The organism is Clostridium sp. AM27-28, assembly GCF_003480955.1.
GTDB lineage: Bacteria > Bacillota > Clostridia > Lachnospirales > Lachnospiraceae > Otoolea > Otoolea fessa.
Genome location: NZ_QUJT01000003.1, coordinates 164,497 through 182,247, shown reverse-complemented (window position 1 = coordinate 182,247; position 17,751 = coordinate 164,497). Strand labels below are relative to the sequence as shown.

14 protein-coding genes and 1 other annotated feature are annotated in these 17,751 nt (G+C 48.7%); of the genes, 12 read left to right on the top strand and 2 right to left on the bottom strand.

Annotation, left to right across the window (positions count from 1 at the left end; genetic code table 11):
• Nucleotides 1–188: 188 nt before the first annotated feature.
• The 9 genes from DW720_RS05310 (at nt 189) to DW720_RS05265 (ending at nt 12,228) form a co-directional block, all read left to right on the top strand.
• Entirely contained in the window at nt 189–1,280 is a 1,092-nt protein-coding gene (locus tag DW720_RS05310; protein ID WP_118749323.1) for a glycosyltransferase family 2 protein, read from the top strand.
• Between the two features lie 426 nt (nt 1,281–1,706).
• Complete coding sequence (locus tag DW720_RS05305) at nt 1,707–2,720, top strand: ATP-binding cassette domain-containing protein (RefSeq protein ID WP_118749322.1); 1,014 nt, start codon at nt 1,707–1,709, stop codon at nt 2,718–2,720.
• A gap of 1 nt (nt 2,721) precedes the next feature.
• The gene (locus tag DW720_RS05300) at nt 2,722–3,387 is read left to right on the top strand and encodes a methionine ABC transporter permease (RefSeq protein WP_118472773.1); all 666 of its coding nucleotides are present in this window, start codon (nt 2,722–2,724) and stop codon (nt 3,385–3,387) included.
• A gap of 111 nt (nt 3,388–3,498) precedes the next feature.
• Nucleotides 3,499–4,380, top strand: coding sequence for a MetQ/NlpA family ABC transporter substrate-binding protein (locus DW720_RS05290; protein ID WP_118482121.1), 882 nt, complete (start codon nt 3,499–3,501; stop codon nt 4,378–4,380).
• A 189-nt stretch (nt 4,381–4,569) separates the two neighbouring features.
• The gene (locus DW720_RS05285) at nt 4,570–5,502 is read left to right on the top strand and encodes a type II secretion system protein (protein WP_207663590.1); all 933 of its coding nucleotides are present in this window, start codon (nt 4,570–4,572) and stop codon (nt 5,500–5,502) included.
• Between the two features lie 167 nt (nt 5,503–5,669).
• Nucleotides 5,670–5,966: a binding site (T-box leader), on the top strand.
• A gap of 186 nt (nt 5,967–6,152) precedes the next feature.
• Nucleotides 6,153–6,344 (top strand): DUF6472 family protein, encoded by a 192-nt coding sequence (locus DW720_RS05280; RefSeq protein WP_022358726.1) that lies wholly within the window; start codon nt 6,153–6,155, stop codon nt 6,342–6,344.
• A 110-nt stretch (nt 6,345–6,454) separates the two neighbouring features.
• Nucleotides 6,455–9,106 (top strand): valine--tRNA ligase, encoded by a 2,652-nt coding sequence (locus tag DW720_RS05275; protein WP_118749321.1) that lies wholly within the window; start codon nt 6,455–6,457, stop codon nt 9,104–9,106.
• Between the two features lie 388 nt (nt 9,107–9,494).
• Entirely contained in the window at nt 9,495–9,977 is a 483-nt protein-coding gene (locus DW720_RS05270) for a GNAT family N-acetyltransferase (RefSeq protein ID WP_118683745.1), read from the top strand.
• A gap of 292 nt (nt 9,978–10,269) precedes the next feature.
• Nucleotides 10,270–12,228 carry a fructose-1,6-bisphosphatase gene (locus tag DW720_RS05265; protein ID WP_118650920.1) on the top strand — a complete coding sequence of 653 codons (1,959 nt, stop codon included), beginning with the start codon at nt 10,270–10,272 and terminating at the stop codon, nt 12,226–12,228.
• A 91-nt stretch (nt 12,229–12,319) separates the two neighbouring features.
• Here the strand turns inward: DW720_RS05265 and upp are convergent, their stop codons facing one another.
• Nucleotides 12,320–12,949, bottom strand: coding sequence for a uracil phosphoribosyltransferase (gene upp / locus DW720_RS05260; RefSeq protein WP_022358719.1), 630 nt, complete (start codon nt 12,947–12,949; stop codon nt 12,320–12,322).
• A 579-nt stretch (nt 12,950–13,528) separates the two neighbouring features.
• Between upp and DW720_RS05255 the strand changes: the two genes are divergently transcribed.
• Complete coding sequence (locus DW720_RS05255; RefSeq protein WP_117795557.1) at nt 13,529–14,242, top strand: IMP cyclohydrolase; 714 nt, start codon at nt 13,529–13,531, stop codon at nt 14,240–14,242.
• A gap of 299 nt (nt 14,243–14,541) precedes the next feature.
• Nucleotides 14,542–15,720 (top strand): phosphoribosylaminoimidazolecarboxamide formyltransferase, encoded by a 1,179-nt coding sequence (locus DW720_RS05250; protein WP_106999982.1) that lies wholly within the window; start codon nt 14,542–14,544, stop codon nt 15,718–15,720.
• 65 nt (nt 15,721–15,785) lie between these two features.
• On the opposite strand, the gene DW720_RS05245 is transcribed toward DW720_RS05250, so the two are convergent.
• Nucleotides 15,786–17,201: an alanine/glycine:cation symporter family protein gene (locus DW720_RS05245; RefSeq protein WP_118472688.1), complete on the bottom strand. Its 1,416-nt coding sequence runs from the start codon at nt 17,199–17,201 to the stop codon at nt 15,786–15,788.
• A gap of 128 nt (nt 17,202–17,329) precedes the next feature.
• Here DW720_RS05245 and DW720_RS05240 point away from each other — a divergent pair, with 128 nt between their 5' ends.
• Nucleotides 17,330–17,563: a hypothetical protein gene (locus DW720_RS05240; protein ID WP_022358715.1), complete on the top strand. Its 234-nt coding sequence runs from the start codon at nt 17,330–17,332 to the stop codon at nt 17,561–17,563.
• Nucleotides 17,564–17,751 lie beyond the last annotated feature (188 nt).

Here is a 17,751-nt window from a genome sequence, read left to right as displayed (position 1 = left end):
CGGGTGGATGTGTCAAAAATTTACTTTTCTTTTTAATGTAGTTCCTATATAATAGGAAAATACGGAAAAAGCAGATTTCAGCTGCAGGGGGATTCTGGCAAGATACCTGTATCTGGAAACCTGCTTTTGAAAATACGAGGGGACTTGTCTGCATAGAAGGGACAGTGACCCGGGCAGGAGATGACAGTATGAGAAATGCACCGGTTATCTATATCGTGGTGCCTTGCTACAACGAAGAGGAGGTTCTGCCATTGACGGCAGAATTTTTAGGTAAAAAATTAGATGATTTAACCCGCAGCCGCCGGATTCATCCGGGAAGCCGGGTGCTGATGGTAGACGACGGTTCGAAGGATAGAACATGGAAGCTGATCGAGGAACTCCATGAGAAGGACGAGCGGTTTGCAGGTGTGAAGCTGAGCCGCAACCGCGGTCATCAGAACGCGCTTTTAGCCGGGCTTTTTGAGGCGGCGAGACGGCGGTGTGACGCGGCGATCTCGATGGATGCCGATCTGCAGGATGATGTGGACGCATGCGACGCGATGATCGAGCGGTATATGGCTGGCTGTGACATCGTGTACGGTGTGCGCCGCCACAGGGCGACGGATACATTTTTTAAGCGTACAACTGCGCTGGGATTTTATAAGATTATGAATGCGCTGGGAGCGAACACCGTGTATAATCATGCGGATTACCGCCTGATGAGTCGGAGGGCACTGGAAGGGCTGGCGGAATTTTCGGAGGTCAATCTGTTTCTGCGCGGGATTGTCCCGATGATCGGCTATCCGTCCGATGTGGTATATTATGACCGTAAAGAGCGGGCAGCAGGGGAGAGCAAATATCCGCTGAAAAAGATGCTGGCTTTTGCCATCGAGGGCATCACTTCGCTGAGCACAAAGCCGATCCGGATGATTACGTTCATGGGAATTGCGGCATTTTTTGTCAGTATTGGATTCCTTATCTGGGCGGTGGTTGATTTCTTCCGGGGCAATACGATCACCGGCTGGGCGAGCATGATGGTATCGCTCTGGTTTATCGGCGGACTGCTTCTTCTCTCGGTCGGAATCGTCGGAGAGTATGTCGGAAAGATTTATCTGGAGTCGAAGCACCGCCCGCGCTATATCATTGAGAGCCGCACGCCGGATCGCATCCGCGAGCGTGAGAAAGGGCGCAGCCGGAAACAGGAGATGCCAGGAGAAAATTTGCGCCGCGGCCGTGCAGAAGCACGGGAACTCCAGATATCAAAAAGAAGAGAAGCTGTGCAAAAACCGGAGCAGGAGTGAAATAGCTCTAAAAAATAGCTCTTAAAAATTCAGGAAACACTTGACAAACCCGGAAAATGGGTGTATCTTCATAAACAAGTAATTCCTATCAGGAATAAGGGAATATAAGCTGAAAGGGGACAGGTCCGATGCGTCAGAGTAAAGCCATGCAGATGAATATGATGATGAACGGCATGTGTATGATGTGCTGTCATATTTGTGTGCATGAAAGACGGAACGGGCTGGTCGGATAGACCTGTAAGTATAGCATAGGAAGCCGCGATCCGTACTGGATTCGCGGCTTTTTTGTGTCATAGGAAATTCCTTGGAATTCCTTATGACACAAAAAGGCACTAACTGCTTCCTGTGACAGAAAAACAGTAGTGGCATCTTTTATGCGACAGGGTATCAATGCTGTATATTCGGAAAAAGAGAGGGGAAAAGACAATGGAGCAGAGAAAGGAAGCGATCATCTGCCTGGAAGGACTGGGAAAGCAATTCCAGACAACGAACGGAACAGTGACCGCGTTAGATGATATTAACCTGGAAATCCTGCAGGGCGAGATTTTTGGAATTATCGGTCTGTCAGGTGCAGGAAAGAGTACGCTGGTCCGGTGTATCAATTATCTGGAGACACCGACGGCGGGACGGGTTATTTTTGAGGGACAGAACCTGTCGATGATGAAAGAGGCGGAGATTCGGAAGGCCAGACAGTCGATGGGGATGATTTTCCAGCAGTTCAATCTTCTGGCACAGAGAAATGTACTCCAGAATGTGTGCTTTCCGATGGAGATTGCCGGTGTCCCGAAAGCAGAGGCGAAGAAACGGGCGGCTGAGCTTTTAAAATTAGTCGGTCTGGAAGAACGGATGAAGGCATATCCGGCACAGCTCTCCGGCGGACAGAAACAGCGAGTGGCGATTGCACGCGCGATGTCCACGAACCCGAAGGTGCTGCTTTGCGATGAGGCGACGAGTGCGCTCGACCCGAACACGACAAAATCGATTTTGGAGCTTCTCAAGAAGATTAATCGCGAACGCGGCATTACTGTGATCGTGATTACCCATGAGATGGCGGTTATTGAGTCTATCTGCGACCGTGTGGCGATCATCGACCACAGCCACATTGCAGAGTCTGGCAAGGTATCAGAGATTTTCTCCGGTCCGAAGTCGGAGATTGGGCGGCAGCTGATTCTCGGTGAGACGTTAGGGCAGAAGACAAGCTTTGCCAGAGCGCGCCAGATCCGCGTTATTTTCAATGGACAGGAATCTTCGGAGCCAATTATTTCTAATATGGTATTAGCCTGCAAGGTTCCGGTCAATATCCTTCTCGCGGATACCCACGATATCGGGGGCAAGGCGATGGGACAGATGCTTCTGCAGCTCCCGGAGGACGAGGTGGATGCAGGGCGTATCTGCAATTATTTAAAAACGGTCGGTGTGACCTATGAGGAGGTGCGCTAAGATGATATTTGATGCGAGGACAGTTAGTATGCTGGTAAAAGAGACCTGGAGAACCTTATATATGGTGGGTCTTTCTTCCCTGATTTCTTATTTGATCGGAATCCCGCTCGGCGTGGCGCTGGTTGTAACCGATAAAGACGGCATCCGTCCTGTGCCGCTGTTTAACAAAGTGGCGGGTGTGATTGTCAACCTGCTCCGTTCGGTGCCGTTTATCATCCTGTTAGCGATGGTAATGCCGCTGACCCGCGCGATCGTGGGAAAGACGATCGGAGCAAATGCGGCAGTTGTACCGCTGGTAATCGCGGCGTTCCCGTATATCAGCCGTATGGTAGAGGCATCGTTAAAGGAAATTGATGCAGGCGTGATAGAAGCAGCAAAATCAATGGGCGCTTCGACCTGGCAGATTATTTTCAAGGTGCTGCTTCCGGAGTCCAAGCCGTCCCTGTTAGTTGGCGCGGCGATTTCAATCACGACGATCCTCGGATATTCCGCGATGGCAGGCTGCGTCGGTGCCGGTGGTCTGGGCGATGTGGCGATCCGATATGGATATCACCGTTATCAGGCAGATATGATGCTGGTTACCGTTGTGATTCTGGTTATTATCGCACAGCTGATTCAGGAGATCTTTACGCGGAGTTCGAGAAGAAGTGATAAGAGAATCCGTTAATAAGATATTTACAGAAATGAAATGCAGCCTATCGTCTGTGGCAGATGCAGGACATTTCTGAAATATAAATTTAAAGGAACTGTTTAAACACACGAAGAGGAGGAAATCACTATGAAAAAATCATTCTTAGGAACCACATTCCTGGCACTGCTGGCAGCTGCATCCTTAGCAGGCTGCTCTTCCAGCTCGAATGAGACAACTGCTGAGACCGCTGCAGAGGCAGCAGAGGAGACCACCGCAGAGGCAAAAGAGGCAGACGGCGATCTGGAGAAGCTGGTAGTAGGCGCAAGCCCGGCACCGCATGCTGAGATCCTGGAAGCTGCAAGAGACCTTCTGGCAGACAAGGGCTACGATCTGGAGATCGTAGAGTATACTGATTATGTACAGCCGAACAACGCACTGGAGTCCGGCGATCTGGATGCAAACTACTTCCAGCACAAACCATATCTGGATACCTTCAATGAGGAGAATGGCACTCATCTGGTAAGTGCAGGTGCAATCCATTATGAGCCATTCGGCATCTACGCAGGCAAGAGCGATTCTTTAGATGAGCTGGCTGACGGCGCAGAGGTTCTGGTGCCAAACGATGTAACCAACGAGGCAAGAGCACTTCTGCTTCTTCAGGATCAGGGTCTTCTGACACTGAAAGAGGATGCAGGTCTGACCGCAACTATCAATGATATTACAGAGAACCCGAAGAACCTGGATATCGTAGAACTTGAGGCAGCACAGCTTCCGCGTTCCTTACAGGATGCTGATATTGCAGTTATCAACGGCAACTACGCAATCGAGGCTGGTTTAAAGGTAACCGATGCTCTGGCAGTAGAGGCTTCTGACTCTCTGGCAGCCCAGACATACGGAAATGTCGTAGCAGTCCGTGAGGGTGACGAGGAGAGCGACAAGACAAAAGCTCTGATGGAAGTCCTGACAAGCGATGATATCAAAGAATTTATCGAGGCGAAGTACGATGGAGCGGTTGTTCCGCTGTTTTAATTGACGGCAGGAACCTGATTACAGCAACGAAATTGGGAAGAGGCGGATGCTTTGCGGTGAAAACCGCAGGCGGAGGTCTCTTCTTTCAATTTATGGGAATGTGCGTCAGATGAAAAATGTTTTTCGTGAATTTTTTTGAATCATGTGATAGAATAAGAAAAAGATAAAGGTGACAGGCGGGTGATAAGAATGGAAATTCATATGCAGAACAGGAAAAAGGGCTTTACGCTGGCGGAGCTTTTGGTAGTCGTTGCGATAGTTTCCATTTTAGCTGCAATTTCTATTCCCATTTTTACCAGGCAGCTGGAGACCAGCCGGGAGGCCACGGATCTTGCCAATGTCCGTTCTGCATATGCAGAGGTTATGGCAGCGGTCATGATTGAGGATACAGAGAATGAAGTGAAGGTTGTAAAGCTGAAGCAGAAAAAAGAAAAATGGCAGTCGCATGACCCGGTGACGATAGGTGGAGTGATGCATTATAATGATCAGGGTGATACGGCCAACTGGATTGGTTATCCGGTTCCGGGTGGGGAGTGTGAAGTTTCCTATCGGCCGGATTCGGGAGTGCTTTTTAACTGGAAAAGCGGAAAGGGTACAGGCGGTTCGGAACAGAAATATGCGTTTAATATCAATTGCGATGTACATGAGCCCTTGAATAATAGTGGCATATTGGAAATGCTGGGTGATAACAACAATTTTGAAATTGATTCCAACTGTACAAAATCCAATATGCTTCCCAAGATACAGGCGAAGATTGAGGAGGACAGCCTGTTAAAAAAGGGAACCTGGGCCTATCTGGGAGATGCAAAGGATAAGTCGAAGCGATATTTATTTTGGACATCTGTAGATATATCCTCAGATTCGGTTGGTGCAGGAAAGAAGATACCGGTTATTATCAGTACAGCAGATGGAAGGTTTTATATTTCAGAAACAACTACCGCTATGCGAGTGAATAAAGCTGGTAATTATATAGCAATCGCCGGTCATCTGACTCCAACACAGTATAAGGAATATCTTTCGAAGGATAAAAAGTATGAGAATCTGCAGGAGGCATATGATGCATACGCAAAGCTGGTGACAGATGGGACGTATCCACAGTATAAGGATACGCTGCCGAAGTAGGGACTGTGCAGCTGTTACAGCGGGGCGTCTTTAAAGTGGGAGGAGCCAGGGCATATGTTACTGTTCACGCATACGTGCCCAGTAACGGGCATATATCATTTATCAACCTGTGCCGAAAACCTTGACATTTTCCCGAAAAACCTCTATGATAACAAGGAACTGAAAAATGAAAGGCAGTGAAGAAGAGGAGTACACATAGAAGCCCTGACAGAGAGAACCGCGCAGGTTGAGAGACGGTTCCGGGAAACGGATGTGGAAGGTAGCTTCGGAGCCGGATTTCTGAAAAACCGCGTTCTGCTATGACTTAGGAATGTTGTGAAAGAGAGTGGTGGATAAGAGATCCCGGGAGTTCCCGTTATAGAATCAAGAGGATTGGGGTAAAGTCTGGATGTGTGCAAAGAAAACACCGGCAGGCGGAAATCCTGATTGAATTAAGGTGGTACCGCGTATATGACGCCCTTTGCAGATGATATGTCTGCAAGGGGCTTTTTCATTTCATAGGAAATTACGTCCTATGAAACAAAAAACGCTCCGCGGGGATGCGCACTCGCGCGAAGCAGAAACATGTCGCAAGCGACCGCGCTCGGCGCGAGAATGTGCCAAGGCACATTCTTTTTCATAGGAAACGCGCTTCGGAAAGGACAAAACAGATGAAAAAACAGGGTCCGCTGACAAGCTGTGATACGTGCGGCAATTATGTCTATGACGATGATTATGGGTATTATCTGTGCGAGGCAGATCTGGATGAGGACGAGATGGCGGCATTTTTAAGCAACCAGCGTTTTGTCTGCCCGTACTACCAGACGGATGATGAGTACAAGATTGTCCGGAAACAGATGTAAGAAACTGCATCGGAAATTACACAAAATGAAGGTAAACAAGATGCGGTTCATGATAGAATGCGAGGATAAACAGCATTTGATGAGTTAAAACACAAAAGGAGAATCGATCAATGAAAGAACTGGAAAAGACATATAATCCGGCGGATATTGAAGATCGCCTGTATCAGAAATGGCTGGACAGCAAATATTTCCACGCCGATGCAGAGCGTGGACGCAGAAACGGCAAGAAGCCGTTCACGATTGTGATGCCGCCGCCAAATATTACCGGACAGCTTCATATGGGACATGCGCTGGATAACACCATGCAGGATATCCTGATCCGTTACAAGAGAATGCAGGGCTATGAGGCACTGTGGCAGCCGGGTACCGACCATGCGGCGATCGCAACGGAGGTTAAGGTTATCAATAAGCTGAAAGAGCAGGGCATTGACAAGCATGATCTGGGTCGTGAGGGCTTCCTGGAGAAAGCATGGGAGTGGAAAGAAGAGTACGGCAGCCGTATCGTAAAACAGCTTCACAAGCTGGGTTCCTCCGCTGACTGGGACCGCGAGCGTTTCACGATGGACGAGGGCTGTTCCGAGGCGGTTCTGGAAGTATTTACCAGACTGTATGAAAAAGGTTATATTTACAAGGGATCCCGTATCATCAACTGGTGCCCGGTCTGCCAGACTTCCATTTCGGATGCCGAGGTAGAGCATGAGGAGCAGGACGGCTTTTTCTGGCACATCAATTACCCGATCGTCGGCGAAGAGGGACGTTTCGTCGAGATCGCAACCACCCGTCCGGAGACGCTGTTAGGCGATACTGCGGTAGCTGTCAACCCGGAGGATGAGCGCTACAAGGATATCGTAGGCAAGATGTTAAAACTGCCGCTGACCGACCGAGAGATTCCAGTCATCGCGGATGAGTATGTAGATAAAGAGTTCGGTACCGGCTGCGTAAAGATCACACCGGCACATGACCCGAACGACTTTGAGGTAGGAAAACGCCACAACCTGGAAGAGATCTGCATCATGAATGACGATGCAACCATCAGCGTACCGGGCAAATATCAGGGCATGGACCGCTACGAGGCGAGAAAAGCCATGGTAGAGGATCTGAAGGAAATGGGACTTTTAGTCAAAGTCGTTCCGCATTCCCACAACGTAGGTACTCACGACCGCTGCGGCACAACCGTAGAGCCGATGGTAAAACCACAGTGGTTTGTCAAGATGGAAGAGATGGCGAAACCGGCGGTAGAGGCACTTAAATCCGGCAGACTTAAATTCGTTCCGGAGAGCTTCGGAAAGACCTATCTGCACTGGCTTGAGGGCATCCGTGACTGGTGTATTTCCCGTCAGCTCTGGTGGGGACACCGGATTCCGGCTTATTATTGTGATGACTGCGGCGAGATGACTGTTGCCAAGAGCGCACCGGCGGTATGCCCGAAATGCGGCGGCACCCACCTGCATCAGGATGAGGACACGCTGGATACCTGGTTCTCCTCCGCCCTGTGGCCGTTCTCTACGCTCGGCTGGCCGAAGGACACACCGGAATATGAATATTTCTATCCGACCGATGTGCTGGTAACCGGATACGATATCATTTTCTTCTGGGTTATCCGTATGGTATTCTCCGGTCTGGAGCAGACTGGCAAAGAGCCGTTCCACACCGTCCTGATCCACGGTCTGGTACGCGACTCCCAGGGACGCAAGATGAGTAAATCCCTTGGAAATGGTATCGATCCGCTTGAGGTTATCGACAAGTACGGCGCCGATGCACTTCGTATGACCCTGATGACCGGTAACGCACCGGGCAACGATATGCGCTTCTATTGGGAGCGTGTGGAAGCCAGCCGTAACTTTGCAAACAAGGTATGGAATGCATCCCGTTTCATTATGATGAACATCGAAAAAGCGCCGGTAACGGATGTGAAGCTTTCTGACCTGCAGATGGCTGACCGCTGGATCCTCTCCAAGGTCAACACGCTGGCAAAAGATGTTACCGAGAACATGGATAAGTACGAGCTGGGAATCGCTCTCCAGAAGGTTTACGATTTCATCTGGGAGGAGTTCTGCGACTGGTACATCGAGATGGTAAAACCGAGACTCTGGTCCGAGGAAGACACCACCAAGGCAGCTGCACTCTGGACCCTGAAAACGGTTCTGATTCAGTCCTTGAAACTGCTGCATCCATATATGCCGTTCATCACCGAGGAAATCTTCTGCAACCTGCAGGATGAGGAACCGTCCATCATGATTTCTTCCTGGCCGGAGTACAAGGATGAGTGGAATTTCGCAGACGAGGAGAAAGCTGTAGAGACGATCAAGGATGCAGTCCGCGCGATCCGCGGCGTCCGCACATCCATGAACGTACCGCCGAGCAAGAAGGCAAAAGTATACGTTGTATCCGAGGATCCGGAAGTTCTGGCCATCTTCGAGCACAGCCGTGTATTCTTCGCAACTCTTGGCTATGCGAGCGAGGTTGTCCTTCAGAAGGACAAGAGCGGAATCGCAGACGATGCCGTATCGGCTGTGACTGCAAAGGCAACCATCTATATGCCGTTTGCAGAGTTAGTTGATCTGGACAAAGAGATCGAACGCCTCAGCAAGGAAGAAGAGAAGCTGAAAAAAGAGCTTGCCCGTTCCGAGGGTATGTTAAGCAATGAAAAGTTCGTCAGCCGCGCACCGGAGGCAAAGATTGCCGAAGAGCGCGAGAAGCTGGAGAAATACCGCCAGATGATGGCACAGGTACAGGAGCGCCTGGCACAGCTGCGGAAATAGTTGAATATGAAGTAAAAGGCAGGATCGAGAAGATCCGCCTGATGCGTGAAATAAGCCGATGTGTATGGGGAAAACTATATGCATTGGCTTATTTGCAAAGAAAGAACCGAAATTATTCTATTTTTTATCTCAGTCGAGAAGACTCCCACCTCTTCTGGTGGTGAGTAATAGCAAATTTGTCTCAGTGGGAGTCCATTCTCCGACTGAGATAAACGCTCCGCGAGGATGCGCAGTGATTCTGTAAAGAATATGTCAGCTTCGCTGACCAGAATCACGCGCCAAGTCTCACGGACGTTCGACTTGAATTATATGGGCGAATGCCTTTGAAGAGAGAAAGGAGATTATTTTTTTATCCTCGAACGAGGATAATTGGATTATACGAGATATTATGGAGATAAGAACAGCGACAATAGCAGATCTGGCTCAGATTGCAGCCGTGGAAGCAGAATGCTTTCCGGCAGCGGAAGCCGCAACGAAAGAGGAGTTTGCGGAGAGAATTAAGTATTATGGAAATCATTTCTGGCTCATGTTTGAAGGCGAAAAGCTGATTGCGTTTGTGGACGGCTTCGTCACAGACAAGCCGGATCTGACGGATGAGATGTACGAACGGGCAGAAATGCACGATGAAAACGGCGCATGGCAGATGATTTTTGGTGTCAATACGATCCCGGCATACCGGAAACATGGCTATGCGGGACAGTTGCTCCAGTGCGCCATCGAGGATGCCAGAAAACAGGGGAGGAAGGGACTTGTGTTGACGTGCAAGGAAAAATTGATAGCCTATTATGCCAAGTTTGGATTTGTGAATGAGGGGATCTCGGAATCGGTGCATGGAAACGTGATCTGGTATCAGATGCGGTATAAGTTTTAAATTTAAGAAGAAATACGTGATTGCCCGCAAATACTAATAATACTTATTATAGGAATCGAAATGGCGTTTTTAATAGAAGTGTGATAAGATACAAGTATCAGAATTAAAAATGAGACGCCATTTCGATTTTTTGTAATTGTTTGCAACAAGCATTACAAATTCTTTTCCATCTTTCTGCGTGTATCTTTTGCGTGTGTTTTATATGCATAACGGGCATCGGAAGCAGGCTGCACGGGATTGGGTGAAAAAGGGTCAAAAGGGGCGTCCGCAAACAGGAGGGGTTAGAGAAAACATGAAATCATTGCAGGCGCGTTATCTGGATCGACTGGCAGAGCTTTACCCGACGATTGCAGCGGCATCGACGGAGATCATCAATCTGGAATCGATCTTAAATCTGCCGAAAGGAACGGAACATTTCCTGACCGATATCCATGGGGAATACGAGGCATTTTCTCATGTATTGAAAAATGGTTCCGGTTCCGTCAAGCGAAAGATTGACGATGTATTTGGAAATACCCTGAGCCGTCAGGATAAGCAGTCACTGGCAACCCTTATTTACTATCCGGCGGAGAAAATGAGCCGGATTCTGCAGACGGAGAAGAACCCGGATGACTGGTATAAGATCACACTCTATCGTCTGATTGCGGTCTGCCGCCGGGCAGCGAGCAAGTACACGCGTTCGAAGATCCGCAAGGCGCTTCCGAAGGAATTTGCCTATGTGCTGGAAGAACTTCTGACTGAGCGCGGTGATCTGCAGGACAAGGAATCCTACTACGATGCCATCGTCCAGACGATTGTCCGTGTGGGACGGGCGAAAGCCTTTATTATAGCGCTAAGCGAGCTGATTCAGCGCCTGACGGTCGATCATCTTCATATCGTAGGCGATATCTATGACAGGGGTCCGGGACCGCATATCATCATGGACAAGATGATGACCTATCACTCGATTGATGTCCAGTGGGGCAATCACGATGTGCTCTGGATGGGCGCGGCAGCGGGACAGATGGGCTGTATTGCAAACGCAATCCGTATCTGCGCGAGATATGGAAACCTGGATATTTTGGAGGATGGTTACGGCATCAACCTTCTTCCATTGGCAACCTTTGCGATCAATACATATGGGGATGACCCGTGCACCTGCTTCCAGTTAAAGGGCAGTGACTCTTACAGTGCGTCTGAGCGCGAGATGAACCAGAAGATGCACAAGGCGATCTCGATCATCCAGTTCAAGGCGGAAGGGCAGATCATCAAGCGTCATCCGGAATTTGGCCTGGAGAAACGAAATCTTCTGCATCATATTGATTTTGAACGCGGTGTTCTGGAGCTGGGCGGCAAAGAGTACAAGATGCTCGATATGAATTTCCCGACCGTGGATCCGAAAGATCCATATGCATTTACACCGGAAGAAGCGGATATTATGGAACGTCTGGAACGTGCATTCATGAACTGCGAGAAGCTGCAGCAGCATATGAAATTCTTGCTGGCGAAGGGAAGTCTCTATAAAGTATACAACAATAACCTTCTCTACCATGGCTGTGTTCCGTTAAATAAGGACGGTACCTTCAAGGAGGTAGAGATCTACGGCAAGCGATATAAGGGAAAGGCGCTGTACGATATTTTGGACAATTATGTCCGCAAGGGGTTTGTCGCGGTCGATAAGGCAGAGCGGGAAAAAGGCAGGGATATGATGTGGTATATCTGGCTGAATGAAAATTCCCCGCTGTTCGGCAAGGACAAGATGGCAACGTTTGAACGCTATTTTCTGGCAGAAAAAGAGACACATAAAGAAGTAAAAAATCCGTATTACGATATGCTGGAAAATGAGGAAGTGCTTGACCGCATTCTCCGTGAATTCGGTCTGGAACCGGAGGGCGCGCACATCATCAACGGTCACGTCCCGGTCAAATCCAAAGACGGCGAGAGCCCGCTCAAATGCGGCGGTAAGCTTCTCGTCATCGACGGTGGTTTCTCAAGAGCATATCAGAAAGAAACCGGTATCGCGGGGTATACGCTGATATACAACTCCTACGGTCTGATTCTGGCCGCGCACGATCCGTTTGAGTCCACCGAGGCGGCGATCGAAAAGGAGAGTGACATTCACTCCGAGAGCCGTATGGTCAAATGGGTGCCGGAGCGCAAGTGTGTCGGAGATACCGATATCGGACGGGAACTGAAAGAGAAGATCAAGGATCTGGAAAAATTGCTGAATGCGTACTATAGCGGTGCTATAGCAGAAAAATTTACGCGATAGCGATTTGAGAACGAAATTTTAAATAAAGATAAAATGGAAAATCGCTCAACCCGGAAGAGGGAAGAGCGATTTTTTGTGAATGCTATAGTATTTATTTCGTACCAAAAATCCGATCCCCTGCATCTCCCAGACCTGGGCAGATGTAAGCGTTTTCATTCAGGCAGCGATCGACATGACCGACATAGATCTGGACATCCGGATGTGCCTCATGCAGTCTCTTTAATCCTTCCGGAGCAGCGATGATTGCCATGAATTTGATGTTCTTTCCGCCGCGTGCTTTGATAAAGTCGATTGCCTCCACTGCGGAACCGCCGGTTGCCAGCATCGGGTCAGTGACAACGATGGTACGCAGTTCGATCGGGGTTGGCAGCTTGCAGTAGTATTCGTGCGGCTCATGGGTTGTCTCGTCGCGGTAGAGTCCGATGTGACCAACCTTTGCGGACGGAACGAGTGCCAGAATACCATTTACCATACCGAGACCGGCACGTAAGATCGGGACAACGGCAAGTTTTTTACCAGCCAGCATTGGAGTGCTGCAGGTTTCAATCGGAGTTTCTACTTCCTGATCTTCCAGCGGAAGATCGCGAAGCGCTTCATAGCCCATCAGCATCGCAATCTCATCGGTCAGGGAACGGAATTCGTTGGTTCCGGTGTTCTTGTTGCGGAGGAGCGAGATCTTGTGCTGAATCAACGGGTGGTCGAGAATTGTTACATTTTTCATATTCATAACCTGCCTTTTCTTGAATTTTGATGATGAACGTTTTTTCGTAACGGTGCATAGCGCAGACCGCTTGCGAATTTTGTGCTATCTTCATGCCGTCATTTCCCAAAATCTGTATACATATGTGAAATGTATCGCCCTGATGGCATATTTTCTTTAATTATACACCGAATTGTACAGATTGAACAGTCTGTTTTATGATGTATTTTGTTAAAAAGCATCGGTAAAGTTACTGTTCCCGGGTAGGCACTTTTGGAACTGAAAGTGCCGTAAGAAAACGTGGTGGCAGCAGGAATTTGCCGTATTTAAATGCGAAGCCACGGCAAATTCCGTTACTGGGCACGTATGCGTGAACAGTAACTCGGTAAAAGAGCGGTTTGTCATGAAGTAGTGCAGAGCATTTGTAAAAGAATGCAGGTGCTTTTATATGTTTATTAGAATAAAAAATAATACCAGTATTATATATAAGCAATACTTCTGAAAACAAATCAATAAATCTAACTGGAAATGAGAATAGAATGTGGTAAAATATAAAGTAGTGAATTATTGCACAACAATGAAGGAGGAAGCTTTGCCATTATGAAGACTGTATCGATAGCAGAGGAACTGAAAAACAATTCTTATCCGGGACGCGGAATTATCATTGGACGGACGCCGGACGGAAAGAAGGCGGTTACGGCATACTTTATTATGGGAAGAAGCGAGAACAGCCGCAACCGTGTGTTTGTAGAAGAAGGTGAGGGCATCCGCACACAGGCATTTGATCCGGCGAAGCTGGAAGATCCGAGTCTGATTATCTATGCACCGGTCCGTGTGCTGGGAAATAAAACGATCGTGACCAACGGCGATCAGACTGATACGATTTATGAGGGAATGGATCGCCAGATGACCTTTGAGCAGTCCCTCAGAAGCCGCGAGTTTGAGCCGGATGCGCCGAACTACACACCTCGTATTTCCGGTATCCTGCATATCGAGGATGGCGGTTACAACTATGCGCTGTCGATTCTGAAATCCAACGACGGCAATCCGGATTCCTGCCATCGTTATACATATGCGTATGAGAAGCCGGTTGCAGGCGAGGGACATTTCATCCACACCTATATGCACGACGGCAATCCGCTTCCGAGCTTCGAGGGTGAGCCGAAAAAGATCGAGATTCCGGACAGCCTGGATGAGTTTGCAGCGACACTCTGGGAGAATCTGAACCCGGATAATAAGGTATCTCTGTTTGTGCGCTATATTGATATTGCGACCAGAGAGACACAGACGAAGATCATTAACAAAAATAAGTAGGAACAGACTGGAAAATAGTTAAAAAAGTCAAAAACCGTCTGAAAATGAAAACAGGTCAGAAACAAAATTGTTTATCTCAGTCGAGAAGACTCCCACCTCATCAGGTGGTAAGTAATAGCAAGTTTGTCTCAGTGGGAGTCCATTCTCCGACTGAGATAAACGCTCCGCGAGGATGCGCAGTGATTCTGTAAAGAATATGTCAGCTTCGCTGACCAGAATCACGCGCCAAGTCTCACGGACGTTCGACTTGAAACAGCATTTGAATCATGCGTTTAAATGGGTATACAGGAGGAATGAAGATGAACGAACTTGAGTTAAAATATGGATGCAACCCGAACCAGAAACCGTCCCGCATTTTTATGGCGGACGGCAGTGAGCTTCCGATCAAGGTACTTTGCGGCAAACCGGGATATATCAATTTCCTGGATGCGTTCAATGGCTGGCAGCTGGTAAGAGAACTGAAAGAGGCAACTGGGCTTCCGGCGGCAACTTCTTTTAAACATGTTTCGCCGGCAGGTGCAGCGGTAGGACTTCCGTTAGACGAGACGATGCGTAAGATTTACTGGGTCGATGATATGGGAGACTTATCTCCGCTTGCGTGTGCATATGCCAGAGCACGAGGTGCAGACCGCATGTCTTCCTTCGGCGATTTTATTTCTCTGTCGGATGTCTGCGATGCAGATACGGCGCGCATCATCAAGAGAGAAGTATCGGATGGCGTGATTGCTCCGGGATATACCAAGGAGGCTCTGGAGATTCTGGAATCAAAGAAAAATGGCAAGTACAATGTCATTGAAATCGATCCGGATTATGTACCAGCTCCGGTGGAGCGCAAACAGGTATTTGGCGTGACCTTTGAGCAGGGTAGAAATAATCTGGCAATCAACCGTGAGCTACTGGAGAATATCGTGACTGAGAATAAAGAGCTGCCGGATAACGCGAAGATCGACATGATCGTATCTTTGATTACCCTGAAATATACACAGTCCAACTCTGTCTGCTACGTGAAGGATGGACAGGCGATCGGTATCGGCGCAGGTCAGCAGTCCCGTGTACATTGTACCCGTCTGGCAGGTCAGAAAGCCGACAACTGGTATCTGCGCCAATCTCCGCAGGTGTTAAATCTTCAGTTTGTGGATGGAATCAAGCGTGCAGACCGCGACAATGCGATCGATGTTTATATCGGAGAAGAATATATGGATGTGCTGGAAGAGGGCGCATGGCAGAAAATTTTCAAGGTAAAACCGCCGGTATTTACCCGTGAGGAAAAACGCGCATGGCTGGACGGCATGAAGGGTGTAACCATTGGTTCTGATGCATTCTTCCCATTTGGCGACAACATTGAGCGCGCGCACAAGAGCGGCGTTCAGTACATCGCACAGCCGGGCGGATCGGTTCGTGATGACAATGTAATCGAGGTTTGCAATAAATATGGCATTGTAATGGCATTTACGGGAATCCGTCTGTTCCATCATTAATGAAAAAGGGCGTGTGAAAAAACGAGAGTTTTTTCACACGCCCTTTTTATTTCGAAATAAAGTGGCTATGATTTCTTATATTTTGCCTCATAATCCCGCAGGCTTACAAGCGCTTCTTTCGACATCGGAATCAGCGCGATCAGGTTGAAGACGGTCATCAGACCGACACCGACATCACCGAGATCCCAGACAAAGGTGTAGGCGGTCAGTCCGCCGACAAACATCATGATCAGGGCGAGAATCTTGTACGCCGTCTGGGCGGCCCAGGTGTCTCCGAAGAGGTAGCTCACATTGGAGCGGGCGTAGAAGAGGATGCCGATGAAGGTAGTGAAACTGAACAGCCACAGGATTACGGCTATGAAAATGACGCCTAATTCCCCGAAATGCCAGCTCATTGCCGCCTGCAGCAGATCCATGCCCTCCAGACCGGAGATTTTATCAGCCGGGACCAGCAGCATGATCATGGCTGTACAGGTGCAGAGAAGCGTGTCGATGAAAACGCCCATCGCCTGCATCAGTCCGACTTTGGCAGGATGGGAGGTTTCTGCCGTCGCTGCCGCACACGGGGCGGAACCGCTTCCTGCTTCATTGGAGAAAAGTCCCCGTTTGACACCGTTCATCAATACGGCGCCGAAGCCGCCTGCGATTGCCTGGCGCAGACCGAGTGCTTCCTCAAAAACGCGGGCAAAAACGCCTGGAAGCTGGCGGAAGTTCACGATAATTAAAAACAGGGTCAGGATAATGTAAATGCCTGCCATGATCGGAACCAGCAGATCCAGAACCCTGACGGAGGCATTTTTCCGAAGAACGATGACTGCCGCAAGGAGAACTAAAAACAAGCATGAGTAGATCGGCGGGATGCCGAATGCATTCTTAAAAGAAGAGGTCACGGAATTACTGATGACCTGGCTGATACCGCACCAGCAGATCAGACCGGAGAGCGCAAACAGTACGGAGAGAAGATTTTTCTTCGAAACCGGCGTGCCCTGTTTCTGGCGTTTGCTGTTGATCCAGTCGTGAATGTAGTAAGCAGGACCGCCGCGGTAACCGCCGTAGAGCGGATCCGGCTGTTTGTGAAGCTGGGCTAAGGTCGCCTCGATGAAAGCGGTTGCCGAACCGAGCAGCGCGGTTACCCACATCCAGAACAACGCACCGGCGCCTCCGGCGGAGAGAGCGGCAACGATACCGACAAGATTTCCCATACCGACGCGGGTCGCAGTTGACACGATCAGTGCCTGGAGTGCGGAGAGAGAGCCACCTTTGTGTCCGGTTTCGGCCTTTTCCAGCAGCGCGCGCAGCATATCCGGAAGCATTCGGATCTGCAGGAACCGCGTCCGGATAGTACAGAAGATACCGGTCGGGACGAGCAGAAGAACCAGAAGCGGCAGGTTGATGGTTGTTCCGCCAGGAAGCGGCAGATGAATCCAGTCACCCCAGAGGAAATAGTAGGTTTTTTCGATTAAATTGATAATTGTATTCATGTTTTCACCCCAAAATTTTATATAGTAAAGGTGCGCCCGCAGGTGCTTGACGATTGATTGAAAGATAGTTATAATGAGTGGCAGGGAGTTTTCAGACTCTCAGTATCATAAGGAAAAGGAGAATTCATATGCAGTACGCAATTGCACATTTAGATCCGAATGAGGACAATCCTTCCATGGAAGAGAATCCATGCATTAATGTTGATTTTGAAAACGAAGAGGAATCATGTCTGGAAGCTGCAACCATGATGATGGATGAAGGCTACAAGATGGTAACTCCATTTTTCATTGAGGATGGCGGCAAAGCGGGCACATACTCCTGGGAGTATGTCAATGCCCATCTGGTTGTCCGTACCAAATAATGTTTCACGTTGTTGTTTAAAACTGTATTGTTTTAAAGTGTGTGAGACTTAAAATGCCGGAAAGAGAAGATCTTTCCGGTTTTTTATATTTACATGTTAGCTGTCCTTGCACGTTTATAATAACTATTTCTTGAATATGTAATTAAATCTACTTATTTATATTCCGTATTGTACCGCACAGTTGAGGA